Origin of the sequence: Nonomuraea endophytica, assembly GCF_014203235.1 — a bacterium.
In the GTDB taxonomy this organism is placed as follows: domain Bacteria; phylum Actinomycetota; class Actinomycetes; order Streptosporangiales; family Streptosporangiaceae; genus Nonomuraea; species Nonomuraea endophytica.
Genome location: NZ_JACHIN010000012.1, coordinates 18,862 through 44,523 on the forward strand (window position 1 = coordinate 18,862; position 25,662 = coordinate 44,523).

Below are 25,662 nucleotides of genomic sequence, written 5' to 3' on the forward strand. Positions count from 1 at the left end.
CGCGATCCTGCGCTTGACCAGCCCATCTTGCTGTCGGAGCCCCTCATCGCACCCGCGCTGCCCAGCCAGGGCGCGGTGCCGACCGGCGAGGTAGTCGCGACCGGTTACGGAAAGACCAGCAATGCGGGCTTCCCCAACGAACGACGCGAGGTCTTACCTGGATAGGCGGCAACGTGGGGAGGTAGCCGGCGGTTCATCCACCTGCCTTCAGCCGGAACGCGAGGCGGCGGGGCGCCTGCACGCGATAGCTGTCCGTCACCAGCTCGGCAACCTCGACCCAGTCCGTCTCGTCGTCCAGCACCATTCCCACGACATTCACACCCCAGTCGGCCCTGAAGAACGGAGGGCCGGCATGCGTTAGCGCGGCCAACTCCCCGGGCGGCGCCCGGAAGGTCATCAGGATGGCCGGATCGTCCAGATCGATGTACGCCGACCCCCTCTCGTCGGTGGTGTAGACGTGCAGGAACGTCCCCCGGCGAATCCGCCACCGCAAGCCGATCCACGCCGGCTCCTCGTACGCTTCGGGCAGCTCCCTGCAGATCACCCGGAGCCGGCCCACAACGGCGGGTGGAACGTCCGCGATGTCGCTCATCTGTACCTCCCGCGCCCATCCTGCCCGCCGGGTAGGACATCAGCACATCAGAGTCTCCGGGGTTGGCGGGGCCGCGCCGACGTTCATAGGACTATCGGGAAGGCGCTACCTCCCTCACTGGTGCACCATCGTCGTGTCGGTAGTTGAGACTGCTGATGCACCCGAGGTGCCGCCGGGTTACCGCCAACCTCCCTCGACCAGCAGGTCCGGCACGAGTTCTGCGGGATCCGGCGGTCCTCCGGGGCGTGCTGACCGCCGACAGGGCTGAGCGCCCTTGAGCGCCGAACAGTGAGGTGACTGGCTGCCGCGTCCCGGTACCGAAAGAGGGTGCCTCCCCACTGGGCTAGCAGCGAGGAGGCTGTTATGCAGTATGCCCCCACCACGTCCCTGCCAGCGTGCGCCCCGAACGATGTCACCGCGGGACTCGACTGGGCCAGCGCCGATCACGCCGTCTGCGTGGTCGATACGGCCGGAACGGTCACCACCCGCTTCACCCTCAACCACACCGATGCCGGGTTGAAGGACCTCACCCACCGCCTGAGCAAGGCCGGAGCGGCTGAGGTCGCCATCGAACGCGGCGACGGCCCCGTGGTCGAGGCCCTGCTCGCCGCCGGACTGACCGTCGTGGTGATCAGCCCAACCAGGTCAAGAACCTGCGCAGCCGGTACGGCTCCGTCGGCAACAAAGACGACCGGTTCGACGCGTACGTGCTGGCCGATACCCTGCGTACCGATCGTTCCCGGCTTCGTCCCCTGGCGCCCGACAGCCCGGCCACAGCCACCCTGCGGGCCACCGTCCGTACCTGACGCGACCTGGTCACCCACCGCGTCGCACTGTGCAACCAACTGCGCGCGCACCTGGCCACGGCCCTCCCCGGCGCCCTCGGCCTGTTCGCCGATCTCGACAGCCCGATCAGCCTGGCCTTCCTGGCCCGCTTCGACTGCCAAGACCGCACCGACCGGCTGACGCAGCGCCGTCTTACCGCCTGGCTCAAGAGCGTGGGCTACACCGGCCGCAAGGACCATGCCGTACTCCTGGCCCACCTCAAGAACGCCCCCCGCGGCGCGACAGGTGACGACGGAGCAGCCCGCGCCCATGCCACCCGTGCCATGCTCGCCGTCCTGACCAGCCTGGTCGAGCAGATCAAGGCCCTGGACGCGCAGATCAGCGAACAACTCACGCTGCACACCGACGCCCAAGTGTTCACCTCGCTGCCCCGCTCAGGCACCATCCGGGCAGCCCGGCTGCTGGCCGAGATAGGCGACTGCCGCGCCCGCTTCCCCGACCCGTCCTCGCTGGCCTGCCTCGCCGGCGTGGCGCCCTCCACCCGCCAGTCCGGCAAGCACAAGGCCGTCAGCTTCCGCTGGGCAGTCAACAAACAGCTGCGCGACGCGGTCTGCGACTTCGCGGCCGACTCCCGCCGCGCCAACCCGTGGGCCGCCAAGCTGTGCGACGACGCAATCGCCCGCGGCAAGGACCACCCACACGCCACCCTCGTTGGGCGGCTCATCCCCTCCCGAAGCCCTCTCCTTCCCGCTGCGGGGGAATGGGGAAGGGGAAAGGGGGAGGTAGGTTAGCGCACGGCTGGCCTACCTCCCCCTTTTTGGTTAGCTGCTTGCGGCTCCCCAGCTGGTGGGCAGGTGGATGGCCATCCCACCGGCCTCGCCGGATGCCGCACCCTTCGCTCCCGCACATGTGCCCCGGCGAGTCGGCGGTACCGGCCGGGGCGCGGGTGCGAGTGTGCGGTCAAGAAACCGGCGGTCGGCCCGACGCTCCCAGCCCAGCCGAGGCCAGCGACGCCTGCGGCCATCCGATGTGATCTGCTGTATTCATGGACATCGCCACCGCGCTTGTCACCGGCGCCAGCCGGGGCATCGGCAAGGAGATCGCACGGGAACTCGCCCGGCAGGGCCTGACGGTCTATGTCACGGCACGCAGCGCCGAGAGCGCTGCCGCGGTCGCGGCCGAGATCGGCGGAGACGCCCGGCCATTGCGCCTGGATGTGACCGACCCCGACAGTGTCGCCGCAGCTGCGAGCCAAGTCGAGGTGCTCGACGTCCTGGTCAACAACGCCGGGGTGGCAGGGGACCCTACGCCGGCACAAGACGAAGACCTCGATACGTTTCGCCGAATCTACGAGACCAACGTATTCGGGCCGGTCACCGTCACCAACGCGCTGGTGCCGACCCTACGTCGATCAGCGCACCCGAGGATCGTCAACATCTCCAGCGGGTCGGCGTCGCTGACCTGGGCGACCGGTCCGATGGCGAAGTTCAACGGTGTCTCGGCCTCCTATCGCTCCTCCAAGGCAGCGCTCAACGCGTTGACCGTGCTTTATGCCCAGAGCCTCGCCGACGATGGAATCAAGGTCAACGCGTTCGCTCCCGGATTTACCCGCACCGACCTGAACTCCGCAACCTCGGCCGCCGGCGGCGCCCCCGATCAGGCGGCCGTAGCCGCAGTGCGCCTTGCGCTGCTGCCCGATGACGGACCCACCGGAACGTTCGTGAACTGGGAAGGAACGACAGTGCCCTGGTAGGGCGCGGACCCACACCTCCGACGCCGCGGCCCACAGCTCCCAGCAGGCCTTCTGGTGGGCGGTCATCTGCTCACCGCACTGACCGCACCACGTGATCTTGCTCATGGCCGCCGAAACCAGGCTGCGCACTCCGAGCTCACCGCCCTGGCCTCCGGCGACCTGCACCGGGGATCTCCTCCGAGGTTGTGAGGCTCCCGCACGAGACGACCGCAGACTCCGTCCCGGGCCTGGACATCACCGACCTGGACCACGCCAACGAACGCGCCCGGATCACCGCGAAAGGCCACGTCGTCCGCTAGGTGCACTCCCGCCTCACCCACCTCGGCGAAGACGGCTGGTCCGCCGCCATGCTCATGGGACTGTCCGGCCACACCAACCTGCGCAGCCTCGGCATCTACACCAACCCCAGCCCCGAAGTTGTCGCCGCCGCCCTCGCCCAACACGACCCAGGCCGATGCCACCGGTAACCCCGGACCACCACGCGCATCCTAACGACCAATGGCGGTAACGCGGACCCCGACAGCCCGCTAACGCCACTGGCGGCAGGGTTGCTGCTCAAGCCCCGCGTCGTAGCCGTAGCCGTCACCGTTCAGCCTGCCGTCGGCCGTGTAGGCATATGTCGTGATCTCGGCGGCCGAGTCGTCGGCCGCCGGGCAGTTCTCCTCCGACGCCTGTACGGCCAGCCGTACCCGATTGCTCGAGCCGTCGTAGCCGTAACGGCGCAGCGTGCACAGCGGGAACGCCATCTCCGGCGCCGAGGAGAGCTGACCGGCCCTCCCGTAGCCGAGCTGCCGTTCATACCGTCCTTGGTGTAGATCCGGGGCGAAGTTCTGCCCGCGCTCGTCGTAGGCGGACCGCACGTGCAGCCCGCCGGGCAGGTCGCCTTCGATCTGGCGGCCTTCGGCGTCGCATGCGAACCTTGGGCGTCTTCATGATCTCTATTGCGCCCGCCGGGATACGGCACGTTCGTACAAGCTCTGACCGCGATCACGTCGCATTCTTGACACACGCGCAGAAACTCGAACTCTTCGAGGAAGGCGTTGTCCATGAGGAATGCGATCAAGGCAGCCGGTGCCGGCGCCGCCTCGGTGGTCATGGTGGCCATCTCCGTCGCTCCGCTAATGCCGATTCGGCGTGGGGACGGGAGTACAAGAACTGCAGCAACTACGTCGTGTTCGACCGCGAGGGCGGGCGCATGTTCGGGATCGGCATGATGAGCTGCAGCAAGCCGCAGGCGATCATGCGGCCGGAGATCGTCGTCTGGTACCGCAACAAGGCGTCCTACAAGGTCGAGGGCTGCGCCAAGGCCGGTCGGGGACCGACCTACTGCCAGACCGACAAGCTGTACGTGCCCTACGAGCCGGGCTACCGCTACCAGGCGTACAACGCCGGCACGACCAACTTCGACCACGTCTGGCCGACCTGGACCCACGCCCGCGTCTACGTGACCCGCTGATCATGGTTTTTGAACGTTTCGGAGAAGGGTGTGGCATGAGGCTCTTATCCATCGCCATCGCGGTAGTCCTCGTCTCTTTCGGCTCGGCGCCCGCCTCGGCCGCCGAGCCCCCCACCGTCTCGGCGGCGGAGGCGTACGAGCAGATCGAGAAGAACGTCGCGGACGGAGTCGGCGGGCGGCAACTGGCCGGCGGGGTCACGGTCTACGAATCCGATCCGTTCTTCTTCCACGTACGCGCGTACGCCGACTCGTACTGCCTGGACAACTTCGCCAACGGCGGCGGGGCGAACAACTCACCGGTCGGCATCTGGATCTGCAACGACGGCATCACCCAGCAGTGGCGGTGGCGGTACTACAGCTCCAGCGCCTCCTACCCGTGGGAGCTCGTCAACGTCGCCTCCGGACGCTGCCTCGACTACCCCGAATCCGCCAAGAGCAACCTGGGCTGGCAGTTCAACGTCTACGACTGCAAGGACGGCGACGCGGCCGGCCAGACCCTCAGGCGCTACAACAACGGCTCCAGTTTCGTCGTGACCTCTCCGGTGAGCCAGTGGTACGCCTGCCTGGACGGGTACTCCTCGCGCTGGACAGGCAGCGGCAGCCCGGTCGGATTGTGGCGATGCGACCCGAACAACCCCAACGACTACCAGCGCTGGTACTGACCCGGCACCGCGTCGTCCACCGGCAGCCCGCGCGCCACCGCCGTCGCGAAGGTGAGCACGGCCAGGTCGATGCCGCCGAACCCGGAGTGGTCGCCCTGGTATGCCGCCTCGTCAACGTCAGCAGCCACGCCGGGTCGCCGACCCTCACCGGCGACCCGGACAGGCCCTTCGCCGCGCTGCTGCCGTCGGCCGCGTACACGCCGTCGAAGGCCGCGCTGAGCGCGCTGACCGTCCAATGCGCCAACGAACTTCGTAAGGAGCACATCCTCGTCAACGCCGTCGCCCCCGGGTGATTCGAATGACGAGAAGTGCCCCCAGAAGACGCGCGCCCCGTCGGCGAATTGCGGCCCCACTTGGCGATCTTGGTGCCTTTGATCAGGGAAGATTCTTGGCCTCCCCGACATGACGGCTTGGGGGTTCAGAGATCGGATCGGCAGACTCCAGTCATGGCCGTCACGCAACAGCTCGCTCGAGTGTCAGCCGTCGAACTCGCCAAGGTTCGCCCGATGCCCGAGAGGCTGGAGCGGATCCTGTCGTTCGAGGCATGCGAACCGGACGACTACTTGAGGTGACGGTAAGAAGTGCGTTATACGCCCCAAACGGGCAACATCACCGTTGGACGCCCTCGGCTGACCAACGTGGGAGCCGGGCAGAAGGGGCCCCTCAGCACACGGCCGCACCCGAGCGGCCATCCCCTTCACTCCCAGCTCCCCCGATTCCCCTCTTCTAGCCGGGGATGTTGTCGTCGTTGCGGACCCACGCGTAGTTTCCGCCTTGGCCCCAGGCGCCGACGGCCCTCAGCCGCAGGCCGCTGCCGCGCCCGCCCCAGGTGTTGAGGCTGTTGTCCTCCCAGATGTCGGTGTCGCATTTGCGCCATTGGCCGACGAGCCATGCGCTGCCGATCCCGCACTCCATCAGCTTGATGTAGCGCCATTTGGTGCGGTCCCAGGCGTAGACCCAGGCTCTGGCCGCCGCCCAGCTCTGGCTGTCCGTCTTGGTGATGTAGAGGCCGTCGCCCACCTTCTCCCAGCAGGCGAGTGCGCCGTTGCCCGCGTGGCACTCGAAGTCGGCGCTGGCGAAGTCGGGTCCGGTGGGGTGCCTGACGCCGGTGAGGTATTCGGTTTCCCCGCTGGACCAGGGTTCACCCTCGGGGCCGGGATCGCCCGGCGGCGGGGACTCCCTGTCCAGGGCTTGCGCGGGGACGACGCGCGCGGGGGCGGCCTGTGCCGGGGCGGTGAACGCGGGGGCGAGCGTGAAGGTCAGCACGAGGGCGAGGCCGGAGGCGGCTAAGCGTCGCCGGCGGGCGAGGTGATCCATGTGAGCTCCCTCCGTTGATCACCTTGATCAACATTGTGAGCCTATGAATCGGCGGGCAGCGTGTCGTCTGCCGCGCGGTTGATTTCCGGCCTCGTCGTCACCCTTTCGCGGTACATCCTTACGCGGTATGCGGCAGGTGTCCTGGCCACCAGCCGTGATGCTGCCGTTTGGGCCGTGTGGCGTACTTCTGTCACCCCCACGAGCGCTTCCAGGGCCTGCAGGCCTCCGCCGCCGCCCACTCCGAACTGCTGTCGGCCAGCCTTGACGACACCACCAACGCCATGAAACTCGTCCAGGCCCAACTCGTCACCCTGCTGGCCCAAGCCGAGTAGCCAGGAGGCCCAGAGCGAGCGCCAAGTCGAGGATCAGGTCTTGTGCGCGATTTGGTCCAAGGTCTGGTCAAAGGCGATCACCCACGCCAGATGCTCTCCAGCGGTGTAGCTGTCCACCTTTCCCATGGCGGTGTTGCTGATGGGGGTCAGCAACGACAGTCTCCCGGCTACATGAGCGGTCGCGTAGGCGATCGCCGAGTCGAACCAGTCCGGCGGCGCGGTCGCGCGCTGTTGGGCGTCGCAGTAGGAGGAGGCCATCCGGTGTAGGTCTTGAGCCTTGATGGGGTTGTTCGAGCCAGCTTCGAGAGCGGCGCGTAGGACCGCACGTACATACAGGTGGGGGCTGCGCCAGCGCATCATCAACTGGGGTGTGCCGGCCAGCCACCGCGTCACCTGATGGGGGGCCTTTCGTCGTGCTGCCCTCAGCCGAGGGTCTGTCAGGGCCTGTGCCCGGGACACCTCCGCTGCGCTGAATGAGTCGCTGACGTGCATGGTCTCGGTTGCGGAAGGTGCAGCAACGGGCCGGGCTTTCCCTGAACCAGCCGGCCAGGCAGACCGAGGGCGAGGAGGCGCTCATGAGCCCGAACGCCCGAAGGGCATCGAGGTCGAGGCGATCATCCTCAACACCACCCCCACTCTGCTATCCGGCACCCATGGGCGCCCGCCGCGCCAGGACCCTGCGGTGGGTGATCCGCCAGCCGCGGTTCCCGCGCGCGATCGTGTCCTCGTAGGTCGCGCTTCCGCATGTGCCGTCCGCCATGATGCCGATGCCCTTGGACAGCGCACGTACGTGATCGTCGGCTACCTCGGTGAGGATGACGTTGGTTACGTGATGGCCGACCGGATTGCCCTCGCCCAGCGCGAGCGCCGCCTCGCGGATCGCGGTCAGCCCCTGCACGACCCCGAAGCCGAAATCGCTGACGTCGTAGACGACGTCGGCGGTGAACAGCTGGTCCAGCTGGTCGAGTTTGCCACCGTCGATGAGGTGACCGTGCATCAAGATCAGCTCGGTGACGGCGATACGGTCGTCGGCGGTAAATGCCATGAGTATCCTCCAGGAGCACGAACTGGGGACATCCCCGTTTGCGTCCTCGACAGTAACCGGGGATGTCCCCATTTACAACCTGGAGCGAGCTCATGGCACCCAGAGCGGATGCGGCAAGGAACGCCGAGTCGCTGATCTCGGCGGCGAGGGAGCTCTTCGACGAGCAGGGGTCCGACGTGGCGCTGGACGACATCGCGCGACGCGCGGGGGTAGGCAACGCCACCCTCTATCGCCACTTCCCCACGCGCGGAGACCTGCTCGTCGCCGTCTACGCCGAGGAGGTGGCCGAGCTGTGCGAGCAGGGCAAGACGCTGTTGCACAAGCCCTCGGCGGCCGACGCGCTCTTCGACTGGCTGGATTGCTTTGTCGTCCACGTCGCGACCAAACGCGCCCTCGCCATGGGCGCCACGGACGGTAGGCGGACGGAACTGTTCGACCGCTGGCACGAGGCGATGAGGTCGGCCGCCTTGGGCCTCCTGCTTCGCGCGCAGCAGGAGGGCGCCATCCGTTCCGATCTCGACGTGGCTGACCTGCTGGCCCTTACGAGGGCGGTGGCTATGACCGGCGCCGGCCCCGGCCACGCGCAGCGCCTCCTACGGATCCTGCGACACGGCCTGCAGGTCTAGTCGCTGCGGCCCGACAGCGCCCGTGAGATCACGGTAGGCGAGTACCCCGTCCTCCTCGCGAGCCGCGCCTGTGCCGGCCCGGGGATCTCGCGCAGCGGGATGTCGCGTCGTGACAGCAGGCGGTGCAGCGTCGTCTTGGGCACGGCGCGCGTCTCGTCGGGGTGCTCTTTGCGGCGTTCGGCCTCGCCCGGCACCGATGGCGCTCCCCACCGCTTCACGCTGAGGCACCAGGTCGGCCAGGAGGAGACGGCGGCCCGGTCGCGGTTGAAGGTCGCGGCCGCGTACCCGCCCCACAGCTCCGTCAGTGCCTGGCCGATCTCGTCGTCGGCGACGTCGTCCAGCAGCCGCTCCCGGCCGAGCGCGGTGATGGTGCGGTCGATAGCTGAGGCGTAGGCGCGGTGGGTGTTCGGGTTCGCGATCCGGGCCGAGGCGAGGAAGGCCTCCACCGCGGCGGCCAGATCGACGCCGTCGCCGCGCAGCGCGGCCACCTTCCGCGCGCCGGCGGCGCTCACGCCGGGCACCGCCGCCCGGCGCTGTATCCGAGCGCGGCTGGCGGTGCTCGCGTGAAGCGAAACAGACAGAGGTGGCGGTGACGGTGAGGACGTACCAGCGGGTGGCGGGCGCCGAGCACGAGACACGGAAGGTGGAGCTGAAGCGCCGGTACCTGGACGGAGAGTCGATGCGGTCGCTGTCGATCTCAACGGGTCGTTCGTGCGGGTTCGTTCACCGGCTGTTGGAGGAGGCCGGGGGCGCCGCTGCGGCCGGGGGCGGGGCGTGGACGTCGTCCGCGTGAGTTTGTGGGGCCCCACGGATACCGTGCCCGCCCCGCATGTGAGTGATTGTCCGCCCCGGTCAAAGCTGGGATAGCGGCTCTTGCCGGTAGGTTCTCGGCGGGCTTCAGAGCGGTGGTTGCGTTGTGCAGGGTGTTGGCAGACTCGCCAGAATCATTGCCGGATCAGCCGGTGACGGTGACGATGGCCCACGCCGATTGCGGCCAGATGAAGTCCTGATTGATGGTTCCCGCGTTCTGCGCCGTGTAGCGATAACCGGCTTGATATGGGACATAGAGCATCGGGGTTGCGCAGTAACTGACGGATGTACAGAGGTTGCCCTTGAAGTAGAACTTGTTGCGGTAGCCGACCGTGATCTCTGGGCGCAGGACGCTTCTGACCTGGTCGCACACCAGGACGCCCTGCCCGGCCATGCGCCCGGAGCCGTCGCGGGCGTAGTCGAAGATGACGTGGTTCCTGCAGCCCTTGAACACTTCGCCCCAATCGTGAGCCGCGTAGGCGGGGGATGCGGTCACGGCCACCGCAGTGATCGCGGCTAAGCCGGCGGCGAGTGCTTTCAGCCTTCTTCTCATGCTTTTTCCCTCTCTTGCGGGACTTTCTTGAGTCGCGGCCCCGCGCGCTGACTTGTTACAACCAAATTGCGTTACCAACGCCGTCAAGGCTTGTACGAACGTGTCGAGTTCGGGTGTGGCGCCAATGCCGGCCTGTGGGTGGCTTCGCCGGCAGGTGCATTCTTGGTGTCGCGTGATCGAGTGGCGATCTGGTGCGCCGTGCGTGTTGGTCCGTATCAAGATCGCTAATATAGGGGGTCCCGGTAGTAATGGCGGAAATCCAACGGATTTAACCTTGGCCTGCGGTAACTCGTTCCTTTGGGCAGGTCGAAGGGGCAGGCGGTCCATCCTGGGTTCGCATCGGACGCGAGTTTCACGCATCTGATGCCGAACTCAGGGATGCTCGCGGCGAAGATTCTTCAGCGAGGGTGAACCCGAGGGCGAAGGACATGCAAGCTGGTTTCGGCTCGAACACGGCAGGATAGATCGGGCACGATAACGATCACCGGTACGTTTCCCCAGGTCGCAGTGCTCGAGATCAGCCATATGTCAACCGGCCGCCCCTGCTCGGCGTACCTGGGCAGGGCCCGGGACAGACGGCGACGGCAGAGGAACCGTCGTGCATGGACCGGAGCTGGGGACACCAAGATCAAGGACTGAATCGTGCCGGGATAGCCTGACTTCCGGCGTGGGCCCGGCCCCCGGGGGCGGCGTGGCAACTGCCGCACGCCCCCCGGGGGCTGTGCGCCGGCCTGGGCCACCGACCGGTGGCCGTCCCGGGAGACGTAGGGGAGACATGCGATTTCTGGAGCGGGAACGCGCCACCGTGGCGAAGCTGCTGCCGGGGCTGGAGGAGGGCCTGCGGGCGTTACCCCTCATGGAGTGACAATCCCGGCCTCCAGCTCTTCCGCAGCAGCGGAGGCCCCGGACTGCTGGTGCCGCCGCGCTACGACGAAGGGCCGGGGACCACCGCCGTGGACGCCCTGCGGGTGCAGCGCGCACTGGGCGGCCGGGTACCGTCTCTGGCCGTGGCCGCCGCCTGGCACCACTTCTCGATGGTCACCCTGCTCCGCATGCCCGCCTCCTCCGACTACAAGCAAAGGAGGGTGCTCGGGGGTGAGCAGCCGAGGAAGCACCGTCGGGAGGGAGCGGGTCAACGCCGCCAAGAACGCGCCCGATCGGCCCAGTCCGGCTTCGGTGGGACGGCCCGGCGTTTCAAGACGGCCTCCTCGTGCCGGAGCATCATGAGCTCGACATCCTTGGATGCCTGATCACGCCCCAGCGCACCGCCCGAATCAAGGTCAGATGAACCGACGCGAGCCCCGATCTTGCCTACCCAGTTCGCTGGTCAAACCCGCAGATCGGGCAGTACAGGGATCTCGGTTGAGTGGGCAAGTCGTACCATAAGGCCGTGCACGCCGTTATTCGTTCCCTGTGGAATGAACCGCGTCCCCCGGATCCGCCCGCGCGAGTGCCGCGTGACTGGGTGCTTGTGGGCGTGCTCGTGCCGGTCGCGCTGCTCGAAGGTTTCCTCCGCCCCGACCTGCCCCACCGGGTCGTCGCCGTGACGCTCACCATCGTCCTGCTGCCCACGTTGCTGTGGCGGCGGACGCATCCGCTGCGGATGCTTCTGATCGTCTTCGCCGCTACGGCACTCGCGCCGCTGCTGACCGGTGGCGTGCCCTCGGAGGCCTACTCCCTGGCCTACCTGCTGATTCTCGTGTACGCGCTGGCCCGCTGGGGATCGGGGCGCGAGATCGCGATCGGACTGGCCGCCATGATCGCGGTGGTCGGGCTTTCGACCGCCTTCGGCCGCATGGTGCCTTCCGACGTGGTCGGCTCGTTCGCCGTGATGTCGGCGGCCACCACGCTCGGCATCGCCCTGCGCTACCGGGCCAGGGCCCGCTCGCGTGAGCTGGACCAGGTCAAGCTGCTCGAACGCGCCCAGCTCGCCCGCGACCTGCACGACACCGTGGCCCATCATGTCTCGGCCATGGCGATCCGCGCGCAGGCCGGGCTGGCCACCTCCGCGTCGCGGCCGGACGCGGCTACCGACGCGCTGAAGGTGATCGAGGAGGAGGCGGCTCGGGCGCTGGCCGAGATGAACAGCATGGTCCGCGTGCTGCGCCAAAACCAGCCGCCCGGACTGGCGCCCGGACTGGCGTCCGAACTGGCGCCTGAACTGGCGCCCGGACGTGGGGTCGCCGATCTCGCGGAGCTGGCCACGCGGGGCTCTGCCGTACCGGCTGTGAAGGTGAATCTGTCCGGCGATCTTGGCGAACTGCCGGCGTCGGTCGGGGCGGCGCTCTACCGGATGGCGCAGGAGTCGGTCACCAACGCCAGGCGGCACGCGCGCCACGTCGGCCTGATCGAGGTGAGTGTCAGCGCGGAGGAGGACTGTGTACGGCTGAGCGTGACCGACGACGGCTCACCACCGGCCGCCCCCGGGCTCGGCTCCGGCTACGGCATCATCGGCATGATCGAACGTGCCGAGCTGCTCGGCGGCACCTGCCAGGCTGGTCCCGGTCCCGAGCACGGGTGGACGGTCACCGCCGTTCTCCCCCGGGCGGGGAGGCGGTCGTGAGCGTGCGGGTGCTCGTCGCCGACGACCAGGAGATCGTCCTCACCGGCCTCACGATGATCCTCGACGCCCAGCCCGGCATCGAGGTCATCGGCCAGGCCGGCGACGGCAGGCGCGCGGTCGAGCTGGCCCGCCGCCTGCGTCCCGACGTCTGCCTGTTCGACATCCGCATGCCCGGCCTCGACGGCATCCAGGCGACCCGTTCCCTGGCCGGGCCGGACGTCGCCGACCCGCTGGCGGTGGTCGTCATCACCACCTTCGACCTCGACGAGTACGTCTATGCCGCGCTGCGCGCCGGGGCCAAGGGCTTCCTGCTCAAGAACGCGGGCGCGGCCCTGCTCTCGCAGGCCGTCCACGCCGCCGCCAGCGGCGACGCGCTCATCGCGCCCAGTGTCACCGCGCGGCTGCTCGGCGTCTTCTCCCGCACCGGGCCCGCCTCTCCGCCCGTGCGGCCGATCGAGACGCTGACGGAGCGGGAGGAGCAGATCTTGCTGACCGTGGCGCGCGGACGTACCAACGGCGAGATCGCCGACGAGCTGCACATTTCGCTCAGCACGGTCAAGTCGCACATCGCCAGCCTCATGGCCAAGCTCGGCGCCCGCAACCGCGTCGAGATCGCCATGTGGGCCTACGAGACCAACCGCGTCTAGGGCCTGTGGATGACCCACTCGGCGACCGCCAGATTGATCAGCCAGCCCGCGGCCATCAGCAACGCCTTGGGAAGCTGTCCAGGCGTGCCGGCGATCAGAAACCACGGCATCAACGTGAACGCCTGCGTGCCCGCGCCCAGGCCGATCGCGTAGGCGCGCATCATCCAGGCCCGGTGGGCGGCGATGTCACGGCGCCGGATGGCGAGCAGGCCGAGGGCCAGCGAGGCGGCCATGGCCGTACCGAAGATCACGCGAAAGACGCCCAGCAGCGTGCCGTCGGTCTCGGGCAGCGGGCTGAACAGCGTCATCCACATCCCGGCGAGCGCCGCCACCAGCCCCGCGGGCACCAGCACCCGCCCGGCGGCGCGATGCCAGCCGGGACGGCTGCGCCGCAGACCGGGCGCGAACTGGAAGGCGCCGACCACGGTATAGACGGTCGCGCCCGCTATGTGCAGGCTCACCGGAAGCGGCGCGGCGAAGAAGCGCGCGTTGTCCGGCGTGATCGCCGCCCCCACGGACAGCTCGGTCATGCGGATCGCGCCCGCGACGATCGGAACGGCACTGAGCGCCAGCAGCGCGGCCGGGATGGTACGACTCCTCATACCACCGATCGTGGCGAGCCGAGCCGCGCCCGGCATCGCGCCTGAGGCTCCCTTGGAGGCGTCCTATCAGCCGCCAATCAGGCGTACTTTCGGCTGATGAGCGGCGCGAGCGCTGTTCTTACCCTGACGAGTGTGATGAGAGCATTCCTCCTGAGCTCGTACGGCTCGGCCGACGCGCTACGTCTCACCCGGATCCAGAAGCCCGAACCCGCTGCCGGCGAAGTCCTGGTCAAGGTGCACGCCACCTCGGTCCAGCCCTACGACTGGCACCTGATGCGCGGCCAGCCGTACATCGCCCGCCTGATGGGTGGCGGCCCCGGCCTGCGCCGGCCGAAGATCTCCATCCTCGGCGCCGACGTCGCCGGCACGGTCGAGTCGGCCGGCGATGGCGTCACCGCCTTCCAGCCGGGCGACGAGGTCTACGCCATGCCCAAGCGGGGCGGCTTCGGCGAGTACACCTGCGTGCCCGCCGGCGAGCTGGTCCCCAAACCCCGCAACCTCTCCTTCTCCCAGGCCGCCGCGGTCCCCATGGCGGCCAACACCGCCCTGATCGCCCTGCGCGACTGCTACCCCGGCCAGAACGTCCTCATCAACGGAGCCTCCGGCGGCGTCGGCACCTTCGCCGTCCAGATCGCCAGGGCGCTCGGCGCGAAGGTCACGGCCGTCTGCGGTCCCCGCAACCTCGCCATGGTCGCCGCACTCGGCGCGGATGAGGTCGTCGACCGTACTCGTGAGGACTTCACCCAGCGCCGTCAGCGCTACGACCTCCTGCTGGACATCGCCGGTGGTCCCTCCACCGCCGCCTGCCGCCGCGCCCTGACCCCCAAGGGCGCGCACGTGCTGGTCGGGGGCCCGGGCGGCCGCTGGCTCAGCCCGGCGGGCCGGATGCTCGCCACGATGCTCGCCGGGCCGTTCGTCTCCCAGCGGGTCGCGGTGGCCGACGTGGTCCGCTGCACCGACAACCACCGCAACCTGACCACGCTGACCACCCTGCTCGAATCCGGCCAGATCACTCCGGTGATCGATCGCAGCTACCCGTTCGAGGAGATCCCGGACGCGATCCGCTACCAGGAGCAGGGCCGCTCAGCGGGCAAGGTCGTCATCACGTTCGGGGATTCGTGATCTGTGAGCGCCGTTTCGCGGGTCGCGGCCGGGTGCGTCCAGACGCAGTGGTTTGGCGCCATCCACCGAACGGCTGATTCGAGGTTCAGCCGCGGGCGGCCCGTGGTGTGGCCGCGCGGTCGATTCGGGAAAAGCGGCGGATCGCGATGCTTTTGCCATGGCAATCATCGAAGTCACCGACCTCCGCAAGAGCTACGGACAGCTGAGCGTGCTGGAGGGTGTGTCGTTCTCCGTGGCGGAGGGCGAGATCTTCGGCATCCTGGGCCCCAACGGCGCAGGCAAGACCACCACCGTGGAATGCGTGGAAGGGCTGCGCAAGCCCGACGGCGGCACGATCAGGGTGCTCGGCCTCGACCCGGCCACCGACGGCCGGGCGCTGCGTGAGCAGGTCGGCGTTCAGCTCCAGCACACCCAGCTGCCCGACACGATCAAGGTGTGGGAGGCCCTGGACCTCTACGCCGCCTTCTACTCCCGGCCGCGCGACTGGCGGGAGCTGCTGGAGCAGTGGGGGCTGGCCGACAAGCGCAACGCCCGCTTCGGCAAGCTGTCCGGCGGCCAGAAGCAGCGGCTGTTCATCGCCCTCGCGCTGATCGGCAACCCGCGGGTGGCGTTCCTCGACGAGCTGACCACCGGCCTGGACCCGCAGGCCCGCCGAACCACCTGGGAACTGATCAAGCAGGTGCGCGACAGCGGTGTCACCGTGGTGCTGGTCAGCCACTTCATGGACGAGGTCGAAGAGCTGTGCGACCGGGTCGCCGTGGTGGACCGGGGCCGGGTCGTGGCGCTGGACACTCCGGCCGGCCTGGTCGACGGGCTCGACGCCGCCCACGAGATCCGCTTCACCCTGATGGCCGCCTGCGACCCGGTGGCGTTGCTGGCCGACCTGCCCGGCGTCGCGGAGGTCACCGTGACCGCCGACCGCGTGGTCGTCAGCGGCCGGGGCGACTTCGCCACCGCCGTCACCGCCCAGCTCGCCCGCCACCACGTGCTCGTCAGCGACCTGCGCATCGACAAGCGCACCCTAGACGACGCCTTCGTCGCCCTGACCGGCCGCTCCCTCTGACTCCGACTCTGATTCCGCGAAGGGCTTCCGCCATGACCGCTCTCACCAAGCTCGCCACCGTCGAGGTCAAGCTGCTGGCCCGTGAGCCGGGCTCGATCGTCTCGATGCTCATCCCCCTGTTCGTTCTGCTGGTGTTCGGCAGCTCGATCCAGCCCGGTGACACCACGCTGCTGCCGATGACGCTGGCCATGTCGGTCGGCCTGGTGGGCTTGTACCTGCTGCCGACCACCCTGGCCTCCTATCGCGAGCGCGGGATCCTGCGCCGGATGTCCACGACGCCGGTCCGGCCGTACACGCTGCTGGTCGTGCAGTTGACCTTGCAGTTGGTGCTCGTGGTCATCGCCTGCGCGTTGCTGGTGTCGGTCGCGGGCAGCGTGATCGGCGCCCACGTTCCCGGTGCCGCGCTGCCGCTGGCGGCGGCGCTCACGCTCGGTGTCGCGGCGATGTTCTCCGTCGGCCTGCTCATCGCCGCCCTGGCCAAGACCGGCCGTTCCGCCAACGGCGTCGGGGTTCTGCTGTACTTCCCGATGGCCTACCTGGCCGGTCTGATCCAGCCTGTCGATCAGATGCCCGCCTTGGTGGCGAGGATTGGCGAATACACTCCTCTGGGTGCTTTCAGGCAGGTGCTCGGGCAGGTCTGGACGGGCCAGTCGCCGAGCCTGACGCTACTGGTCGTCCTGGCGGGATATGCCGTGCTCATCGGTACGGCGGCGGCCAAGTTCTTCAGGTGGGAGTAGGGCATGACGACGGCGGATGGGCGCCTGGAGCGGTGGGAGCGGCTGGTCGCCCGCCAGCTTGAGGCCGCGCCGTACCTCTTGCTGGTGGTCTCCGCGGTCCTGGCCTGGCAGAACGAGTCGCAGGGGCGGATGCTGACGCTGGGCCTGGCGGCGCTGGCCGCCGTCTGGATCGCGGTGATGTCCCGCTTCAGGGCCGTCTACGTGATCGGGCTGGTCATCCTGATCGGGGTGCTCTGCACCCGCAGCATATGGTTCGCGAGCTTCTTCGCCTTCACCGGCTACCTGCACTCCTGGAGCCACCTGCGGGGGCTGTGGCGGTTCGCCGGGGTGACCGCGACCGCCGCGATCAGCGTCACCGCCTACCAGGGCGGGCTCCCGCAGAGCGCCGGAGACGTCATCTCCTTCCTGTTCTTCACCGCCGCGATCGTCGCGGCGGTCGGGCTGTTCAGCTTCGTCGGCGAGGTCACCACCGAGCGCAGCGCCGAACGCAAGCGCATGGTGGCGCAGCTGGAGGAGACGATGCGGGAGAACGCAGGCCTGCACGCCCAGCTGCTGGTCCAGGCCAGGGAAGCGGGCGTGTTCGACGAGCGGCAGCGCATGGCCGGCGAGATCCACGACACCATCGCCCAGGGCCTGACCGGTGTGGTCACCCAGCTTCAGGCCGCCGTACACGCCCGCGAGAGCGACACCGACTGGCAGCGGCACGTCGGCAACGCCATGACCCTGGCTCGCGAGAGCCTGGCGGAGGCTCGCCGCACCATCCACGCCGTCGGGCCCGCGCAGCTGGAGTCCACGCCGCTGCCGGAAGCGCTGGACGAGCTCACCGCCCGCTGGGCCGCCCTGCACGAACTGCGCGCCGACTTCACCGCCACCGGTACGGCCCGGCCGTTGCATCCCGAGGTAGAGGAGACCCTGCTGCGCACCGCCCAGGAGGCGCTGGCCAACATCGCCAAGCATGCCGGGGCCGCCAGGGTCGGGCTCACCCTGTCGTACATGAACGACACCGTCACCCTCGACGTGCGCGACGACGGCTCGGGCTTCGACCCGCTGCTCGCCGCCGACGGCGGCGGCTTCGGACTGACCGCGATGCGCAAGCGGGTCACCCGCCTGGCGGGCACGCTGGAGATCGAGTCGGAGTACGGCGGCGGCACGGCCGTGTCGGCCAGCGTGCCGGCCATCACACGGAGGGACACAGGTGTCTGACACCCCGATCAGGCTGCTGATCGCCGACGACCACGTCATCGTGCGGGACGGGATCCGCGGCATGTTCACCGGCGACCCCGGCTTCGAGGTGCTCGGCGAAGCCGGCGACGGGGCGCAGGCCGTGCAACTCGCCCGCACCCTCGACCCTGACGTGGTGCTCATGGACCTGCGGATGCCCGTGATGGACGGCGTCACGGCCATCAAGGAGCTGGCCAGGATCGGGGCGCGTGCCCGGGTGCTGGTGCTGACCACGTACGACACGGACAAGGACGTCCTGCCCGCCATCGAGGCCGGGGCCACCGGGTATCTGCTCAAGGACGCCGGGCGTGACGACCTCATCCGGGCGGTGCGCTCGGCCGCCCGCGGTGAGGCCGTGTTGTCACCGTCTGTCGCCACCCGGCTGCTGGGTCGGGTGCGGGCTCCGGCCGATCCGTTGAGCGCCCGGGAGCTGGAGATCCTCCGCCTCATCGCCGACGGCGCGACCAATCGTGAGGCCGCCGCGCAGCTGTTCATCAGCGAGGCGACGGTCAAGAGCCATGTGCTGCACATCTACGCCAAGCTCGGGGTCAACGACCGGGCCGCCGCTGTGGCGGTCGCCTTCCGGCGGGGGTTGCTCTCCGTCGACGGCGCTTAGCCTGAGGCGCAGCCCATGTGACAAGCTCGGGGGATGCTGCGACTCACCGACTTCATCATCGACTGTCCGGACACGATGAAGCTGGCGGCCTTCTACTCCGAGGTGACGGGTCGCCCGGTCAAGGAGGGCAGCCACGAGAACTGGGCCGGTATCCAGTTCGGCGAGATCGAGCTGGCCTTCATCCGGGTGGATGACTACCGCGCCCCGCAGTGGCCCGACGGCGAGCACCCCAAGCAGTTCCACCTCGACTTCGAAGTCGACGACATCGAGGCCGAACAGGGCCGCGTCCTGGCACTCGGCGCGTCCCTGCAGCAGGACTCCATCGGCTCCGACGGCTACGGCTGGCGCGTCTACACCGACCCCGTCGGCCACCCCTTCTGCCTCTGCCACAACAAGGGTGTCGTCTGGACCGACCAGGGCCTCATCTGGCCCAAGCGCGGCTAGGCCCGGCGATCACTGACGCAGTTGGGGCACAGTCTGGAACACGTGCGGCTTAGGTGCGAAGGGGATCAGGAGAGCGCCCGCGGTGGTGGCGTTTACGGGGCGAGAATGGTGATGGGCACGTGACCGCGATCACCTCCCGCCTCCCGTTTCACGATCCGCTCACCAAGGTCATGGCCTTGGGGATCGGCCTGATCATCGTCGGCGTCCTGTTCGTCGAACTGGGCGCTGCCCACTGACGGGCCGCCACCATCCCAACCGTCCGTTCTCGGCGGGCCGCAGCTTGAGCATCGCGCGGGACATGGCCGTCGCTTGTCCGGTACGGCAGGCCGCCCGCCGCCTGGTGCGCCGCGGCGAAACCCTGCTCAACCGTCAAGCGCCCGGGGGTACTCGGTATCCGCCCGCGACGGTCTCGACCAGCGCCGGGTCTCCTCCGGCCTTGCGCAGCGCGGTGTTCCTGCGCTGCGTTGGAGGATCCGCGGCCTAGGCGGTGATATGGCGCGTGCCGGCTTGCTCGCCGACCCGCGGCTCGTATGCCGTCTGCGGGAGCAGGTCCTCCTGGCGGGCCGTGCGTACCTTCTTGTCCACGCGTGCGGCCAGCCGGATTCCCGCCGCCGCGGCGACGCCCAGGAGGGCCACGATCTCGAACAGGCCCAGCCTGAGCAGGTCGGCGCGTTCGAAGGCGAGGGTGCCGAGGTGGTGGATGAGGAAGCCGGTCGTGAACAGCCACGCCATCAACGCGGCCGCCGGCGCGGCGAACGCGCGGCGCGCGAGCCAGGCGAAGCAGAACACCACCCACGCCATCGCACCGACTCTCGCCGCCGTGTCGTGGAACACGAGCGCCGTCACGGCGCTGGCGAGCACCATGGTGCAGAATCCGCCGGCCAGCAGGAACGAGAGGGGTGTCTTGCTCGTCTCCATTCCTTGATTGAAACCCGATCCGTGGCCATTGCCCCGGCCGGTCTACAGATCTGTGCGGGCAAGGCCCCAAACTCTGGCACCTTCGCCAGGCCGGCAAGCGCCGTGGAGCACGAGCGCCTGTGCCGAATCCGGGAAACCCCACGACGTCATCGCTGTCTTACCCGATGGGGCTCACTTCGCCGACGGCGCCTGCCCCAAGGGAGCAGTGCGGCGGGCGTACGAGCGGGCGCGGTCTTCCGGGAGCCCTGGCCGGCGGGTGGTGCCCTCCATGCGGGTCACCGTACAACCTGATCGGACAGGTGGTCGGCTACTCCGGGCCGGGCTCGCCGAGCAACCGGCGCAGGACCTCCTCGTCGCCCGCGTCCAGTTCGCTCACGAAGCGACGCAGCACATTGGCGTGGTCGGCTTCGGCATTCAGCAGGGCACTCATCCGCTGGGCGACCATCCCGGCCGCATCCACCAGGGCGCCGTAGCGGTAGGAGCGGCCTTCTCGGCGCCGCGTGACGGCCTGCTTCTTGTGCAGGCGTACCAGCGTGGTCACCACCGCGCTGTAGGACAGCCCGCCCTCGGGTGCGATCAGGTCCCGGACCTGTCCGGGGGTGAGCGAGCGACCGGCCGCCCGCAAGGTCGTCAAGATTGCCGCCTCAAGCTCTCCCGGCCGTCGACGGGCACCGCGATCAGGGGTTTCGCTCCGAGCGGCGCGCTCGTCCCCGTCGCTGTCCATCGCAACCACCCTATCGGGATCCATCGGATCTCATGGCAGGCTGAAACCACGCCATAACCCCCGGGGAGCGACAGAATGTTCGATCACTTCGTGTGGTCGGTGGTGGTCAGCCCGCCGCTGATCGTCCTGGCCGCCTTCGCCGTCGCCGGCAGGCTCGCGCCCGCGCTGGCCGCGCGCGTGCTGGCCTGGTCGGCCGCGATCGTGGCGGCGGCCGGCATGGCGAACCTGGCGGTGTTCGCCATGAAGGCGGTTGCCGAGGTGCCCGCGGTGGCCCAGGCCATGGGCTGGTCGGCTGCGGTCGTGCGCGACGACACTGCTCGGGTCCCCTGGGTGTCGTGGGGTTCACTGGTGTTGCTGATCGTCGCGACCGCGGCGGCGGGATGGGCGCATCGCCGCCACCGGCGAGATCTGCGGACGGCGCGCTCATTCCCGCGTCCGGAAGGCGATGTTCTGCTGGTGGACGACCCGGCGGTGACGGCCTTCGCCGTACCCGGTCGATCGCCGGGCCGCGGCCTGCCGCGCGATCCGGGCTGGGTGGTGGTCACCACCGGCATGCGCGAGGCGTTGAGCCGGGAGCAGTACACGGCGCTGCTCGCACACGAACGCGCCCATCTGGCCGGCGCCCATCATCGCCTGGTACGGCTGGCGGAGCTGGCCGGGGCGGCGCATCCCGCGCTGCGCTGGGTGAGCGGGCAGGTCGGGTTCCTGGTGGAACGGGCGGCCGATGAGCAGGCGGCGGCCGAGGTGGGGGAGCGCCGCCTGGTGGCCCAGGCTGTCGGCCGGGCCGCGCTGGTGGCGGCACGCGCCCGAGCGGGTTCGCGGGGCGCCCTGACTCCGGCGTCGAGCATGTTGCACGCGGCGGGCCCGTCCAGGCCGGGTGTGGTCCCGCGGCGGGTGGCCGCGCTGCTGCGTCCGGTACCCGGCACGACCGCCCTGCTGTGGCTGGTGCCCGCCCTGGTGGCGGCGGGAACCGTGGTGTGGACCGGCGAGGCGATCTATGACCTGCAGGAACTGCTCCGCTTCGCCTACCTCGGGCGGCCATAAACAGCTCACCTGGTTAGTTAGGTGAGCCTATGTTAACTTCTACAGCAAGTAGCGGAGCCTGGGTCCGGGCTTCCCTCCAACGGCCCCTGAGGAGCTTGCTGTGCTCGCCCCCCGAAGCTCTGCTGTGCGCGCGCCGGTCACCGCGCTCGGGCTCAGCCTTCTGGCCGCGTGCGGCGGCCAGGGCGGCCCCGCCGATCCCGCGACCTCCGCCGCCGGGCCCGGCACCGCAACGTTGGCCGCGTCCGACAAGAAGATCACCGTCTACAGCGGCCGCAGCGAAGAACTGGTCAAGCCGCTCCTGGACCACTTCACCCGGGAAACCGGCATCGCCGTCGAGGCCCGCTACGCCGCGACCGCCGCCATGGCCACCCAGCTCGTCGAAGAAGGCGAACGCTCTCCCGCGGACGTGTTCTTCGCCCAGGACGCCGACGTCCCTTCACCGTCTGGCGCACGACCACTCTGCCCGGCATCGGGGCGGGCGCCACGTTGGTGCTACTCACCTGCATGAAAGAGCTGCCCGCCACGGTGTATCGCCGGCCGGTCGACGCCTGGGTAGCGGGGTTCATCGGCGAAGCCAACCCGCTTCCCGGCCATGCCGAGAGCGCGACGGCCGTTCCCGGCAGCACGCACGTCGCCGTCGGCGACAGCGTGCCGATCCACTGCAGCGGCCCCGCTCATCACTGGCCGTCCGCGATCGTCCCCGCCCATCCCGATCCGACCTACCAAGAGATGGAGCACTAGTGTTCGCCAGCTTCCTCATCGGCCTGCGCGAAGGGCTGGAGGCCACGCTCGTCGTCTCCGTCCTGGTCGCCTTCCTCGTCAAAGGCGACCGAAAGGACAAGCTGCCGCACGTCTGGACCGGCGTACTCGCCGCCGTGGTGCTGTCGGTCGGCTTCGGCGCGGTCCTGACCTTCACCGCCGCCCGGCTCGGCTTCCAGCAGCGAGAACTGTTCGAGGCGATCACCTCGCTGCTCGCCGTCGTCTTCGTCACCTGGATGATCTTCTGGATGCGGCGGGCCGCCCGCGCCCTGTCCGGCGACCTGCGCGGCAAGCTGAGCGATGCGCTGGAGCTGGGCTCGCTCGCCGTCGTCGTCATGGCGTTCCTGGCCGTGGCCAGGGAGGGGCTGGAGACGGCGCTGCTGTTCTTCGCCTCCGTCCAGGGCGCCACCATCTCGGCCCAGCCGCTGATCGGCATCAGCCTGGGCCTGCTCACCGCGATGGCGCTCGGCTACGGGCTCTACCGCTCGGCCGTGCGCGTCAACCTGACGAAGTTCTTCACCTGGACCGGCCTGCTGCTCATCCTGGTCGCCGCGGGGATCTTCAAGTACGGCGTGCACGACCTGCAGGAAGCCAACATCCTGCCCGGCCTGACCAGCTACGCCTTCGACATCAGCACGATCCTTCCGGCCGACTCCTGGTACGGCACCTTGCTGGCCGGGATGCTCAACCTCACCCCACAGCCCACCGTCTTGGAGACCGTGGCGTGGGCCGTCTACCTGCTACCCACCCTCTACTTCTTCCTGCGTCCTTCCCGCACCCAGCCAACCTCTGCCGCAGCCGCGCCCGCGGCCTGAACAGGAGCACACCGCCATGTCCGCCGTGTCCGCCCTCACCCGTCTCACCATCGGCGCTCTCGCCCTGGCCGCGCTGACTGCGTGCGCGGCCGAGACCCCCACCAGCAGCAATGGCGCGAACGGCACCGCCGTACCGCAGCAGCCCGGCAAGGTCGCCGTGGCGGCCAGTGACACCGAGTGCAAGGTGGCCGTCGCCGAGGTCGCGGCGGGCACCAGCACGTTCACGATCACCAACGGCGGCAGCAAGGTCACCGAGTTCTACGTCTACGCGCCGGGCGACCGCGTCATGGCCGAGGTGGAGAACATCGTGCCCGGCCTCACCCGCGACCTCATCGCCGAACTGCCCGCCGGGACCTACGAGACCGCCTGCAAACCCGGCATGGTCGGCAAGGGCATCCGCGGCCCGCTGAAGGTCACCGGCGAGCACAAGCCGCTCAACGCCGACGCCAAGCTCGCCGAGGCGACCGCCAGCTACAAGCGCTACGTCAAGAGCCAGAGCGACACCCTGCTGATCAAGACGCAGGAGTTCGTCGACACGGTCAAGGCCGGGCAGATCGACAAGGCCAAGGAGCTCTTCCCGATCTCGCGTACCTACTGGGAGCGCATCGAGCCGGTCGCGGAGATCTTCGGCGACCTCGACCCGGCCATCGACGCCCGCGAGGCCGACCTCGCCGAGGGCGAGGAGTGGACCGGCTTCCACAAGATCGAGAAGGATCTGTGGATCACCAAGGACATCAGCAAGGACGGTCCCGTCGCCGACAAGCTGCTCGCCGACGTCAAGACCATCGTCGAGAAGGCCAACGCGACCGAGCTGACCCCGCTCAACCTGGCCAACGGCGCCAAGGAACTGCTCGACGAGGTCGCCACCGGCAAGATCACCGGCGAGGAGGACATCTGGTCGCACACCGACCTGTGGGACTTCGCCGCCAACCTCCAGGGCTCCAAGGCCGCGGTCCAGTCGCTGCGCCCGGTGCTGGAAGAGCGCTCTCCCGCCCTGGTCAAGACCCTGGACGAGAAGTTCGCCGCCGCCGAGGCCGAGCTGGGCACCCACCAGAAGGGCGACGGCTGGCGCCTGCACAACGAGCTGTCCAAGGCCGAGCTGAAGAAGCTGTCCGACGTGATCAACGCGCTCGCCGAGCCGATCAGCGAGATCGCGCCCATCGTGGCGAAGTAGGGAGCCCGCCGTGAGCGAGCACATCAGCCGCAGGAAGATCTTCGGGCTCGGCGCGGCCGGGGTCGCGGCGGCGGGGGCCGGGGCGATCGCCGCCCGCTCCCTGCTCGCCGAGCCGCCGGTCGTGCACGCCTCCTCGACCTCCGGCGCCTTCCCCTTCTACGGCGAGCACCAGGCGGGCATCGTCACCCCTGCCCAGGACCGGCTGCACTTCGTCGCCTTCGACGTCACCACCACCCGGCGCGAGGAACTGACCGGCCTGCTCCAGGAATGGACGGCCGCCGCCGCCCGGCTCACCCAGGGCCGGGACGCGGGCGCGTCCGGCGCGGTCGGCGGCCCGCCCGAGGCCGCGCCCGACGACACGGGCGAGGCGCTCGGCCTGCCCGCCTCCGGGCTGACGCTGACCGTCGGCTTCGGCGCCTCGCTGTTCGACGACCGCTTCGGCCTGGCCGCGCGCCGCCCCGCAGCCCTGGCCGACCTGCCCAGGTTCCCCGGCGAACGGCTCATCCCGGAGATCTCCGGCGGCGACATCTGCGTCCAGGCCTGCGCCCACGACCCGCAGGTGGCGGTGCACGCCATTCGCAACCTGGCCAGGATCGGCTTCGGCAAGGTCACCGTGCGCTGGTCGCAGCTCGGCTTCGGCCGTACCTCCTCGACCTCGCGCGCGCAGACCACCCCGCGCAACCTCATGGGCTTCAAGGACGGCACCAACAACATGAAGCTCGAAGACGACGATCTGGTACGCGACCAGCTGTGGGCCGCGGCAGAAGACGGTGCGGACTGGATGGCGGGCGGCAGCTACCTGGTCACCAGGAAGATCCGCATGACCATCGAGACCTGGGACCGCACCTCCCTGCGTGAGCAGGAGGACATCTTCGGCCGCGACAAGAACGAGGGCGCCCCCGCCGGCAAGAAGAACGAGTTCGACCCCGTGGACCTGGCCGCGATGAAACCCGACGCCCACGTCCGGCTGGCCCACCCGACGGCGCACGCCAACGCGCATCTGCTGCGCCGCGGCTACAACTACGTCGACGGCTCCGACGGCCTCGGGCGGCTCGACGCCGGGCTGTTCTTCATCGCCTACCAGCGCGACCCTCGCCGCCAGTTCGTGCCCGTCCAGATGAGCCTCGCCAAGAACGATCCGCTGAACGAGTACATCAAGCACGTCTCCAGCGGCATGTTCGCCTGCCCGCCCGGCGTGCGCGACGCGGGTGACTACTGGGGCAGGCAGCTGTTCGCCTGACCAGGACCTGGCATGACGCCGCAGCAGATACGGGACGTCCC

Annotated in this window: 34 protein-coding genes; 24 read left to right on the forward strand and 10 right to left on the reverse strand. The window is 69.2% G+C overall.

Annotated elements, in window-relative coordinates:
• Positions 1 to 193: 193 nt before the first annotated feature.
• Positions 194 to 592: an MmcQ/YjbR family DNA-binding protein gene (locus HNR40_RS36495; RefSeq protein WP_184969662.1), complete on the reverse strand. Its 399-nt coding sequence runs from the start codon at positions 590 to 592 to the stop codon at positions 194 to 196.
• A gap of 363 nt (positions 593 to 955) precedes the next feature.
• Here HNR40_RS36495 and HNR40_RS36500 point away from each other — a divergent pair, with 363 nt between their 5' ends.
• From HNR40_RS36500 to HNR40_RS36515, 4 genes are all read left to right on the forward strand, one after another.
• Positions 956 to 1,558, forward strand: coding sequence for an IS110 family transposase (locus HNR40_RS36500; protein ID WP_221341293.1), 603 nt, complete (start codon positions 956 to 958; stop codon positions 1,556 to 1,558).
• Positions 1,559 to 1,590: 32 nt separating this feature from the next.
• Positions 1,591 to 2,169, forward strand: coding sequence for a transposase (locus tag HNR40_RS36505; RefSeq protein ID WP_221341294.1), 579 nt, complete (start codon positions 1,591 to 1,593; stop codon positions 2,167 to 2,169).
• A gap of 254 nt (positions 2,170 to 2,423) precedes the next feature.
• The gene (locus tag HNR40_RS36510) at positions 2,424 to 3,131 is read left to right on the forward strand and encodes an SDR family NAD(P)-dependent oxidoreductase (protein WP_184969664.1); all 708 of its coding nucleotides are present in this window, start codon (positions 2,424 to 2,426) and stop codon (positions 3,129 to 3,131) included.
• A 299-nt stretch (positions 3,132 to 3,430) separates the two neighbouring features.
• Complete coding sequence (locus HNR40_RS36515) at positions 3,431 to 3,598, forward strand: hypothetical protein (protein ID WP_184969666.1); 168 nt, start codon at positions 3,431 to 3,433, stop codon at positions 3,596 to 3,598.
• A gap of 60 nt (positions 3,599 to 3,658) precedes the next feature.
• Here the strand turns inward: HNR40_RS36515 and HNR40_RS36520 are convergent, their stop codons facing one another.
• Positions 3,659 to 3,991: a hypothetical protein gene (locus HNR40_RS36520; protein WP_184969668.1), complete on the reverse strand. Its 333-nt coding sequence runs from the start codon at positions 3,989 to 3,991 to the stop codon at positions 3,659 to 3,661.
• 311 nt (positions 3,992 to 4,302) lie between these two features.
• Here HNR40_RS36520 and HNR40_RS36525 point away from each other — a divergent pair, with 311 nt between their 5' ends.
• Genes HNR40_RS36525 through HNR40_RS53860 form a run of 3 tightly spaced genes read left to right on the forward strand, consistent with a single transcriptional unit; the run spans position 4,303 to position 5,542 of the window.
• The gene (locus tag HNR40_RS36525) at positions 4,303 to 4,587 is read left to right on the forward strand and encodes a hypothetical protein (RefSeq protein WP_184969670.1); all 285 of its coding nucleotides are present in this window, start codon (positions 4,303 to 4,305) and stop codon (positions 4,585 to 4,587) included.
• A gap of 35 nt (positions 4,588 to 4,622) precedes the next feature.
• Complete coding sequence (locus tag HNR40_RS36530; RefSeq protein ID WP_184969672.1) at positions 4,623 to 5,249, forward strand: RICIN domain-containing protein; 627 nt, start codon at positions 4,623 to 4,625, stop codon at positions 5,247 to 5,249.
• Entirely contained in the window at positions 5,207 to 5,542 is a 336-nt protein-coding gene (locus HNR40_RS53860; protein WP_221341295.1) for an SDR family NAD(P)-dependent oxidoreductase, read from the forward strand. Before HNR40_RS36530 ends, HNR40_RS53860 begins: the two co-directional genes overlap by 43 nt.
• Positions 5,543 to 5,975: 433 nt before the next feature.
• On the opposite strand, the gene HNR40_RS36540 is transcribed toward HNR40_RS53860, so the two are convergent.
• Positions 5,976 to 6,566 (reverse strand): hypothetical protein, encoded by a 591-nt coding sequence (locus HNR40_RS36540; RefSeq protein WP_184969675.1) that lies wholly within the window; start codon positions 6,564 to 6,566, stop codon positions 5,976 to 5,978.
• Positions 6,567 to 6,742: 176 nt separating this feature from the next.
• Between HNR40_RS36540 and HNR40_RS36545 the strand changes: the two genes are divergently transcribed.
• A complete protein-coding gene (locus tag HNR40_RS36545; RefSeq protein WP_184969677.1) occupies positions 6,743 to 6,898 on the forward strand; it encodes a DUF6744 family protein in 156 nt (51 codons plus the stop codon).
• Positions 6,899 to 6,931: 33 nt separating this feature from the next.
• Here HNR40_RS36545 and HNR40_RS36550 read toward each other — a convergent pair whose 3' ends face one another.
• Positions 6,932 to 7,291, reverse strand: a complete 360-nt coding sequence (locus HNR40_RS36550; protein ID WP_184969678.1) for a hypothetical protein — start codon at positions 7,289 to 7,291, stop codon at positions 6,932 to 6,934.
• A 247-nt stretch (positions 7,292 to 7,538) separates the two neighbouring features.
• On the reverse strand, positions 7,539 to 7,943 hold the full coding sequence (locus HNR40_RS36555; protein ID WP_184969680.1) for a nuclear transport factor 2 family protein: 405 nt from the start codon (positions 7,941 to 7,943) through the stop codon (positions 7,539 to 7,541).
• A gap of 92 nt (positions 7,944 to 8,035) precedes the next feature.
• On the opposite strand from HNR40_RS36555, the gene HNR40_RS36560 reads away from it, so the two are divergent.
• Positions 8,036 to 8,569 carry a TetR/AcrR family transcriptional regulator gene (locus tag HNR40_RS36560; RefSeq protein ID WP_184969682.1) on the forward strand — a complete coding sequence of 178 codons (534 nt, stop codon included), beginning with the start codon at positions 8,036 to 8,038 and terminating at the stop codon, positions 8,567 to 8,569.
• On the opposite strand, the gene HNR40_RS55355 is transcribed toward HNR40_RS36560, so the two are convergent.
• Entirely contained in the window at positions 8,566 to 9,081 is a 516-nt protein-coding gene (locus HNR40_RS55355) for a site-specific integrase (RefSeq protein ID WP_184969684.1), read from the reverse strand. The two genes, HNR40_RS36560 and HNR40_RS55355, sit on opposite strands and share 4 nt — an antisense overlap.
• A 101-nt stretch (positions 9,082 to 9,182) precedes the next feature.
• Here HNR40_RS55355 and HNR40_RS55360 point away from each other — a divergent pair, with 101 nt between their 5' ends.
• Positions 9,183 to 9,362, forward strand: coding sequence for a helix-turn-helix domain-containing protein (locus tag HNR40_RS55360; RefSeq protein WP_376773563.1), 180 nt, complete (start codon positions 9,183 to 9,185; stop codon positions 9,360 to 9,362).
• A gap of 162 nt (positions 9,363 to 9,524) precedes the next feature.
• Here HNR40_RS55360 and HNR40_RS36570 read toward each other — a convergent pair whose 3' ends face one another.
• Positions 9,525 to 9,932, reverse strand: coding sequence for a hypothetical protein (locus tag HNR40_RS36570; protein ID WP_184969686.1), 408 nt, complete (start codon positions 9,930 to 9,932; stop codon positions 9,525 to 9,527).
• 1,465 nt (positions 9,933 to 11,397) lie between these two features.
• On the opposite strand from HNR40_RS36570, the gene HNR40_RS36575 reads away from it, so the two are divergent.
• The gene (locus tag HNR40_RS36575) at positions 11,398 to 12,495 is read left to right on the forward strand and encodes a sensor histidine kinase (RefSeq protein ID WP_446685794.1); all 1,098 of its coding nucleotides are present in this window, start codon (positions 11,398 to 11,400) and stop codon (positions 12,493 to 12,495) included.
• Entirely contained in the window at positions 12,492 to 13,142 is a 651-nt protein-coding gene (locus HNR40_RS36580; protein WP_184969691.1) for a response regulator, read from the forward strand. Before HNR40_RS36575 ends, HNR40_RS36580 begins: the two co-directional genes overlap by 4 nt.
• Here HNR40_RS36580 and HNR40_RS36585 read toward each other — a convergent pair.
• Positions 13,139 to 13,744 carry a DUF2306 domain-containing protein gene (locus HNR40_RS36585; RefSeq protein ID WP_184969693.1) on the reverse strand — a complete coding sequence of 202 codons (606 nt, stop codon included), beginning with the start codon at positions 13,742 to 13,744 and terminating at the stop codon, positions 13,139 to 13,141. The two genes, HNR40_RS36580 and HNR40_RS36585, sit on opposite strands and share 4 nt — an antisense overlap.
• A gap of 135 nt (positions 13,745 to 13,879) precedes the next feature.
• Here HNR40_RS36585 and HNR40_RS36590 point away from each other — a divergent pair, with 135 nt between their 5' ends.
• The 6 genes from HNR40_RS36590 to HNR40_RS36615 all read left to right on the forward strand — a co-directional run bounded on the left by HNR40_RS36590 (position 13,880) and on the right by HNR40_RS36615 (position 18,947).
• Positions 13,880 to 14,866, forward strand: coding sequence for an NAD(P)-dependent alcohol dehydrogenase (locus HNR40_RS36590; RefSeq protein ID WP_184969695.1), 987 nt, complete (start codon positions 13,880 to 13,882; stop codon positions 14,864 to 14,866).
• A 157-nt stretch (positions 14,867 to 15,023) separates the two neighbouring features.
• Positions 15,024 to 15,929 carry an ABC transporter ATP-binding protein gene (locus HNR40_RS36595; RefSeq protein ID WP_184969697.1) on the forward strand — a complete coding sequence of 302 codons (906 nt, stop codon included), beginning with the start codon at positions 15,024 to 15,026 and terminating at the stop codon, positions 15,927 to 15,929.
• A gap of 32 nt (positions 15,930 to 15,961) precedes the next feature.
• Entirely contained in the window at positions 15,962 to 16,666 is a 705-nt protein-coding gene (locus HNR40_RS36600) for an ABC transporter permease (protein ID WP_184969699.1), read from the forward strand.
• A gap of 3 nt (positions 16,667 to 16,669) precedes the next feature.
• A complete protein-coding gene (locus HNR40_RS36605; protein ID WP_184969701.1) occupies positions 16,670 to 17,869 on the forward strand; it encodes a sensor histidine kinase in 1,200 nt (399 codons plus the stop codon).
• Positions 17,862 to 18,503 (forward strand): response regulator, encoded by a 642-nt coding sequence (locus HNR40_RS36610; protein WP_184969703.1) that lies wholly within the window; start codon positions 17,862 to 17,864, stop codon positions 18,501 to 18,503. Before HNR40_RS36605 ends, HNR40_RS36610 begins: the two co-directional genes overlap by 8 nt.
• 33 nt (positions 18,504 to 18,536) lie before the next feature.
• Positions 18,537 to 18,947 (forward strand): VOC family protein, encoded by a 411-nt coding sequence (locus HNR40_RS36615; RefSeq protein ID WP_184969705.1) that lies wholly within the window; start codon positions 18,537 to 18,539, stop codon positions 18,945 to 18,947.
• Between the two features lie 480 nt (positions 18,948 to 19,427).
• Here the strand turns inward: HNR40_RS36615 and HNR40_RS36620 are convergent, their stop codons facing one another.
• Complete coding sequence (locus HNR40_RS36620) at positions 19,428 to 19,865, reverse strand: hypothetical protein (RefSeq protein ID WP_184969707.1); 438 nt, start codon at positions 19,863 to 19,865, stop codon at positions 19,428 to 19,430.
• A 307-nt stretch (positions 19,866 to 20,172) separates the two neighbouring features.
• Positions 20,173 to 20,613 carry a BlaI/MecI/CopY family transcriptional regulator gene (locus HNR40_RS36625; RefSeq protein WP_312896656.1) on the reverse strand — a complete coding sequence of 147 codons (441 nt, stop codon included), beginning with the start codon at positions 20,611 to 20,613 and terminating at the stop codon, positions 20,173 to 20,175.
• 51 nt (positions 20,614 to 20,664) lie between these two features.
• On the opposite strand from HNR40_RS36625, the gene HNR40_RS36630 reads away from it, so the two are divergent.
• The 6 genes from HNR40_RS36630 to efeB all read left to right on the forward strand — a co-directional run bounded on the left by HNR40_RS36630 (position 20,665) and on the right by efeB (position 25,621).
• The gene (locus tag HNR40_RS36630; protein WP_184969711.1) at positions 20,665 to 21,633 is read left to right on the forward strand and encodes a M56 family metallopeptidase; all 969 of its coding nucleotides are present in this window, start codon (positions 20,665 to 20,667) and stop codon (positions 21,631 to 21,633) included.
• A gap of 100 nt (positions 21,634 to 21,733) precedes the next feature.
• Positions 21,734 to 22,141: a substrate-binding domain-containing protein gene (locus HNR40_RS55365; protein WP_246509856.1), complete on the forward strand. Its 408-nt coding sequence runs from the start codon at positions 21,734 to 21,736 to the stop codon at positions 22,139 to 22,141.
• Entirely contained in the window at positions 22,138 to 22,374 is a 237-nt protein-coding gene (locus HNR40_RS55370) for a hypothetical protein (RefSeq protein WP_184970336.1), read from the forward strand. Before HNR40_RS55365 ends, HNR40_RS55370 begins: the two co-directional genes overlap by 4 nt.
• Positions 22,374 to 23,207 carry an iron uptake transporter permease EfeU gene (efeU, locus tag HNR40_RS55375; RefSeq protein ID WP_184969712.1) on the forward strand — a complete coding sequence of 278 codons (834 nt, stop codon included), beginning with the start codon at positions 22,374 to 22,376 and terminating at the stop codon, positions 23,205 to 23,207. The genes HNR40_RS55370 and efeU overlap by 1 nt, the downstream gene beginning before the upstream one ends.
• A 16-nt stretch (positions 23,208 to 23,223) precedes the next feature.
• Positions 23,224 to 24,381, forward strand: a complete 1,158-nt coding sequence (gene efeO, locus HNR40_RS36650) for an iron uptake system protein EfeO (protein ID WP_184969714.1) — start codon at positions 23,224 to 23,226, stop codon at positions 24,379 to 24,381.
• A 10-nt stretch (positions 24,382 to 24,391) separates the two neighbouring features.
• Positions 24,392 to 25,621 (forward strand): iron uptake transporter deferrochelatase/peroxidase subunit, encoded by a 1,230-nt coding sequence (gene efeB, locus HNR40_RS36655; RefSeq protein ID WP_312896657.1) that lies wholly within the window; start codon positions 24,392 to 24,394, stop codon positions 25,619 to 25,621.
• The last annotated feature ends 41 nt before the right edge of the window (positions 25,622 to 25,662 follow it).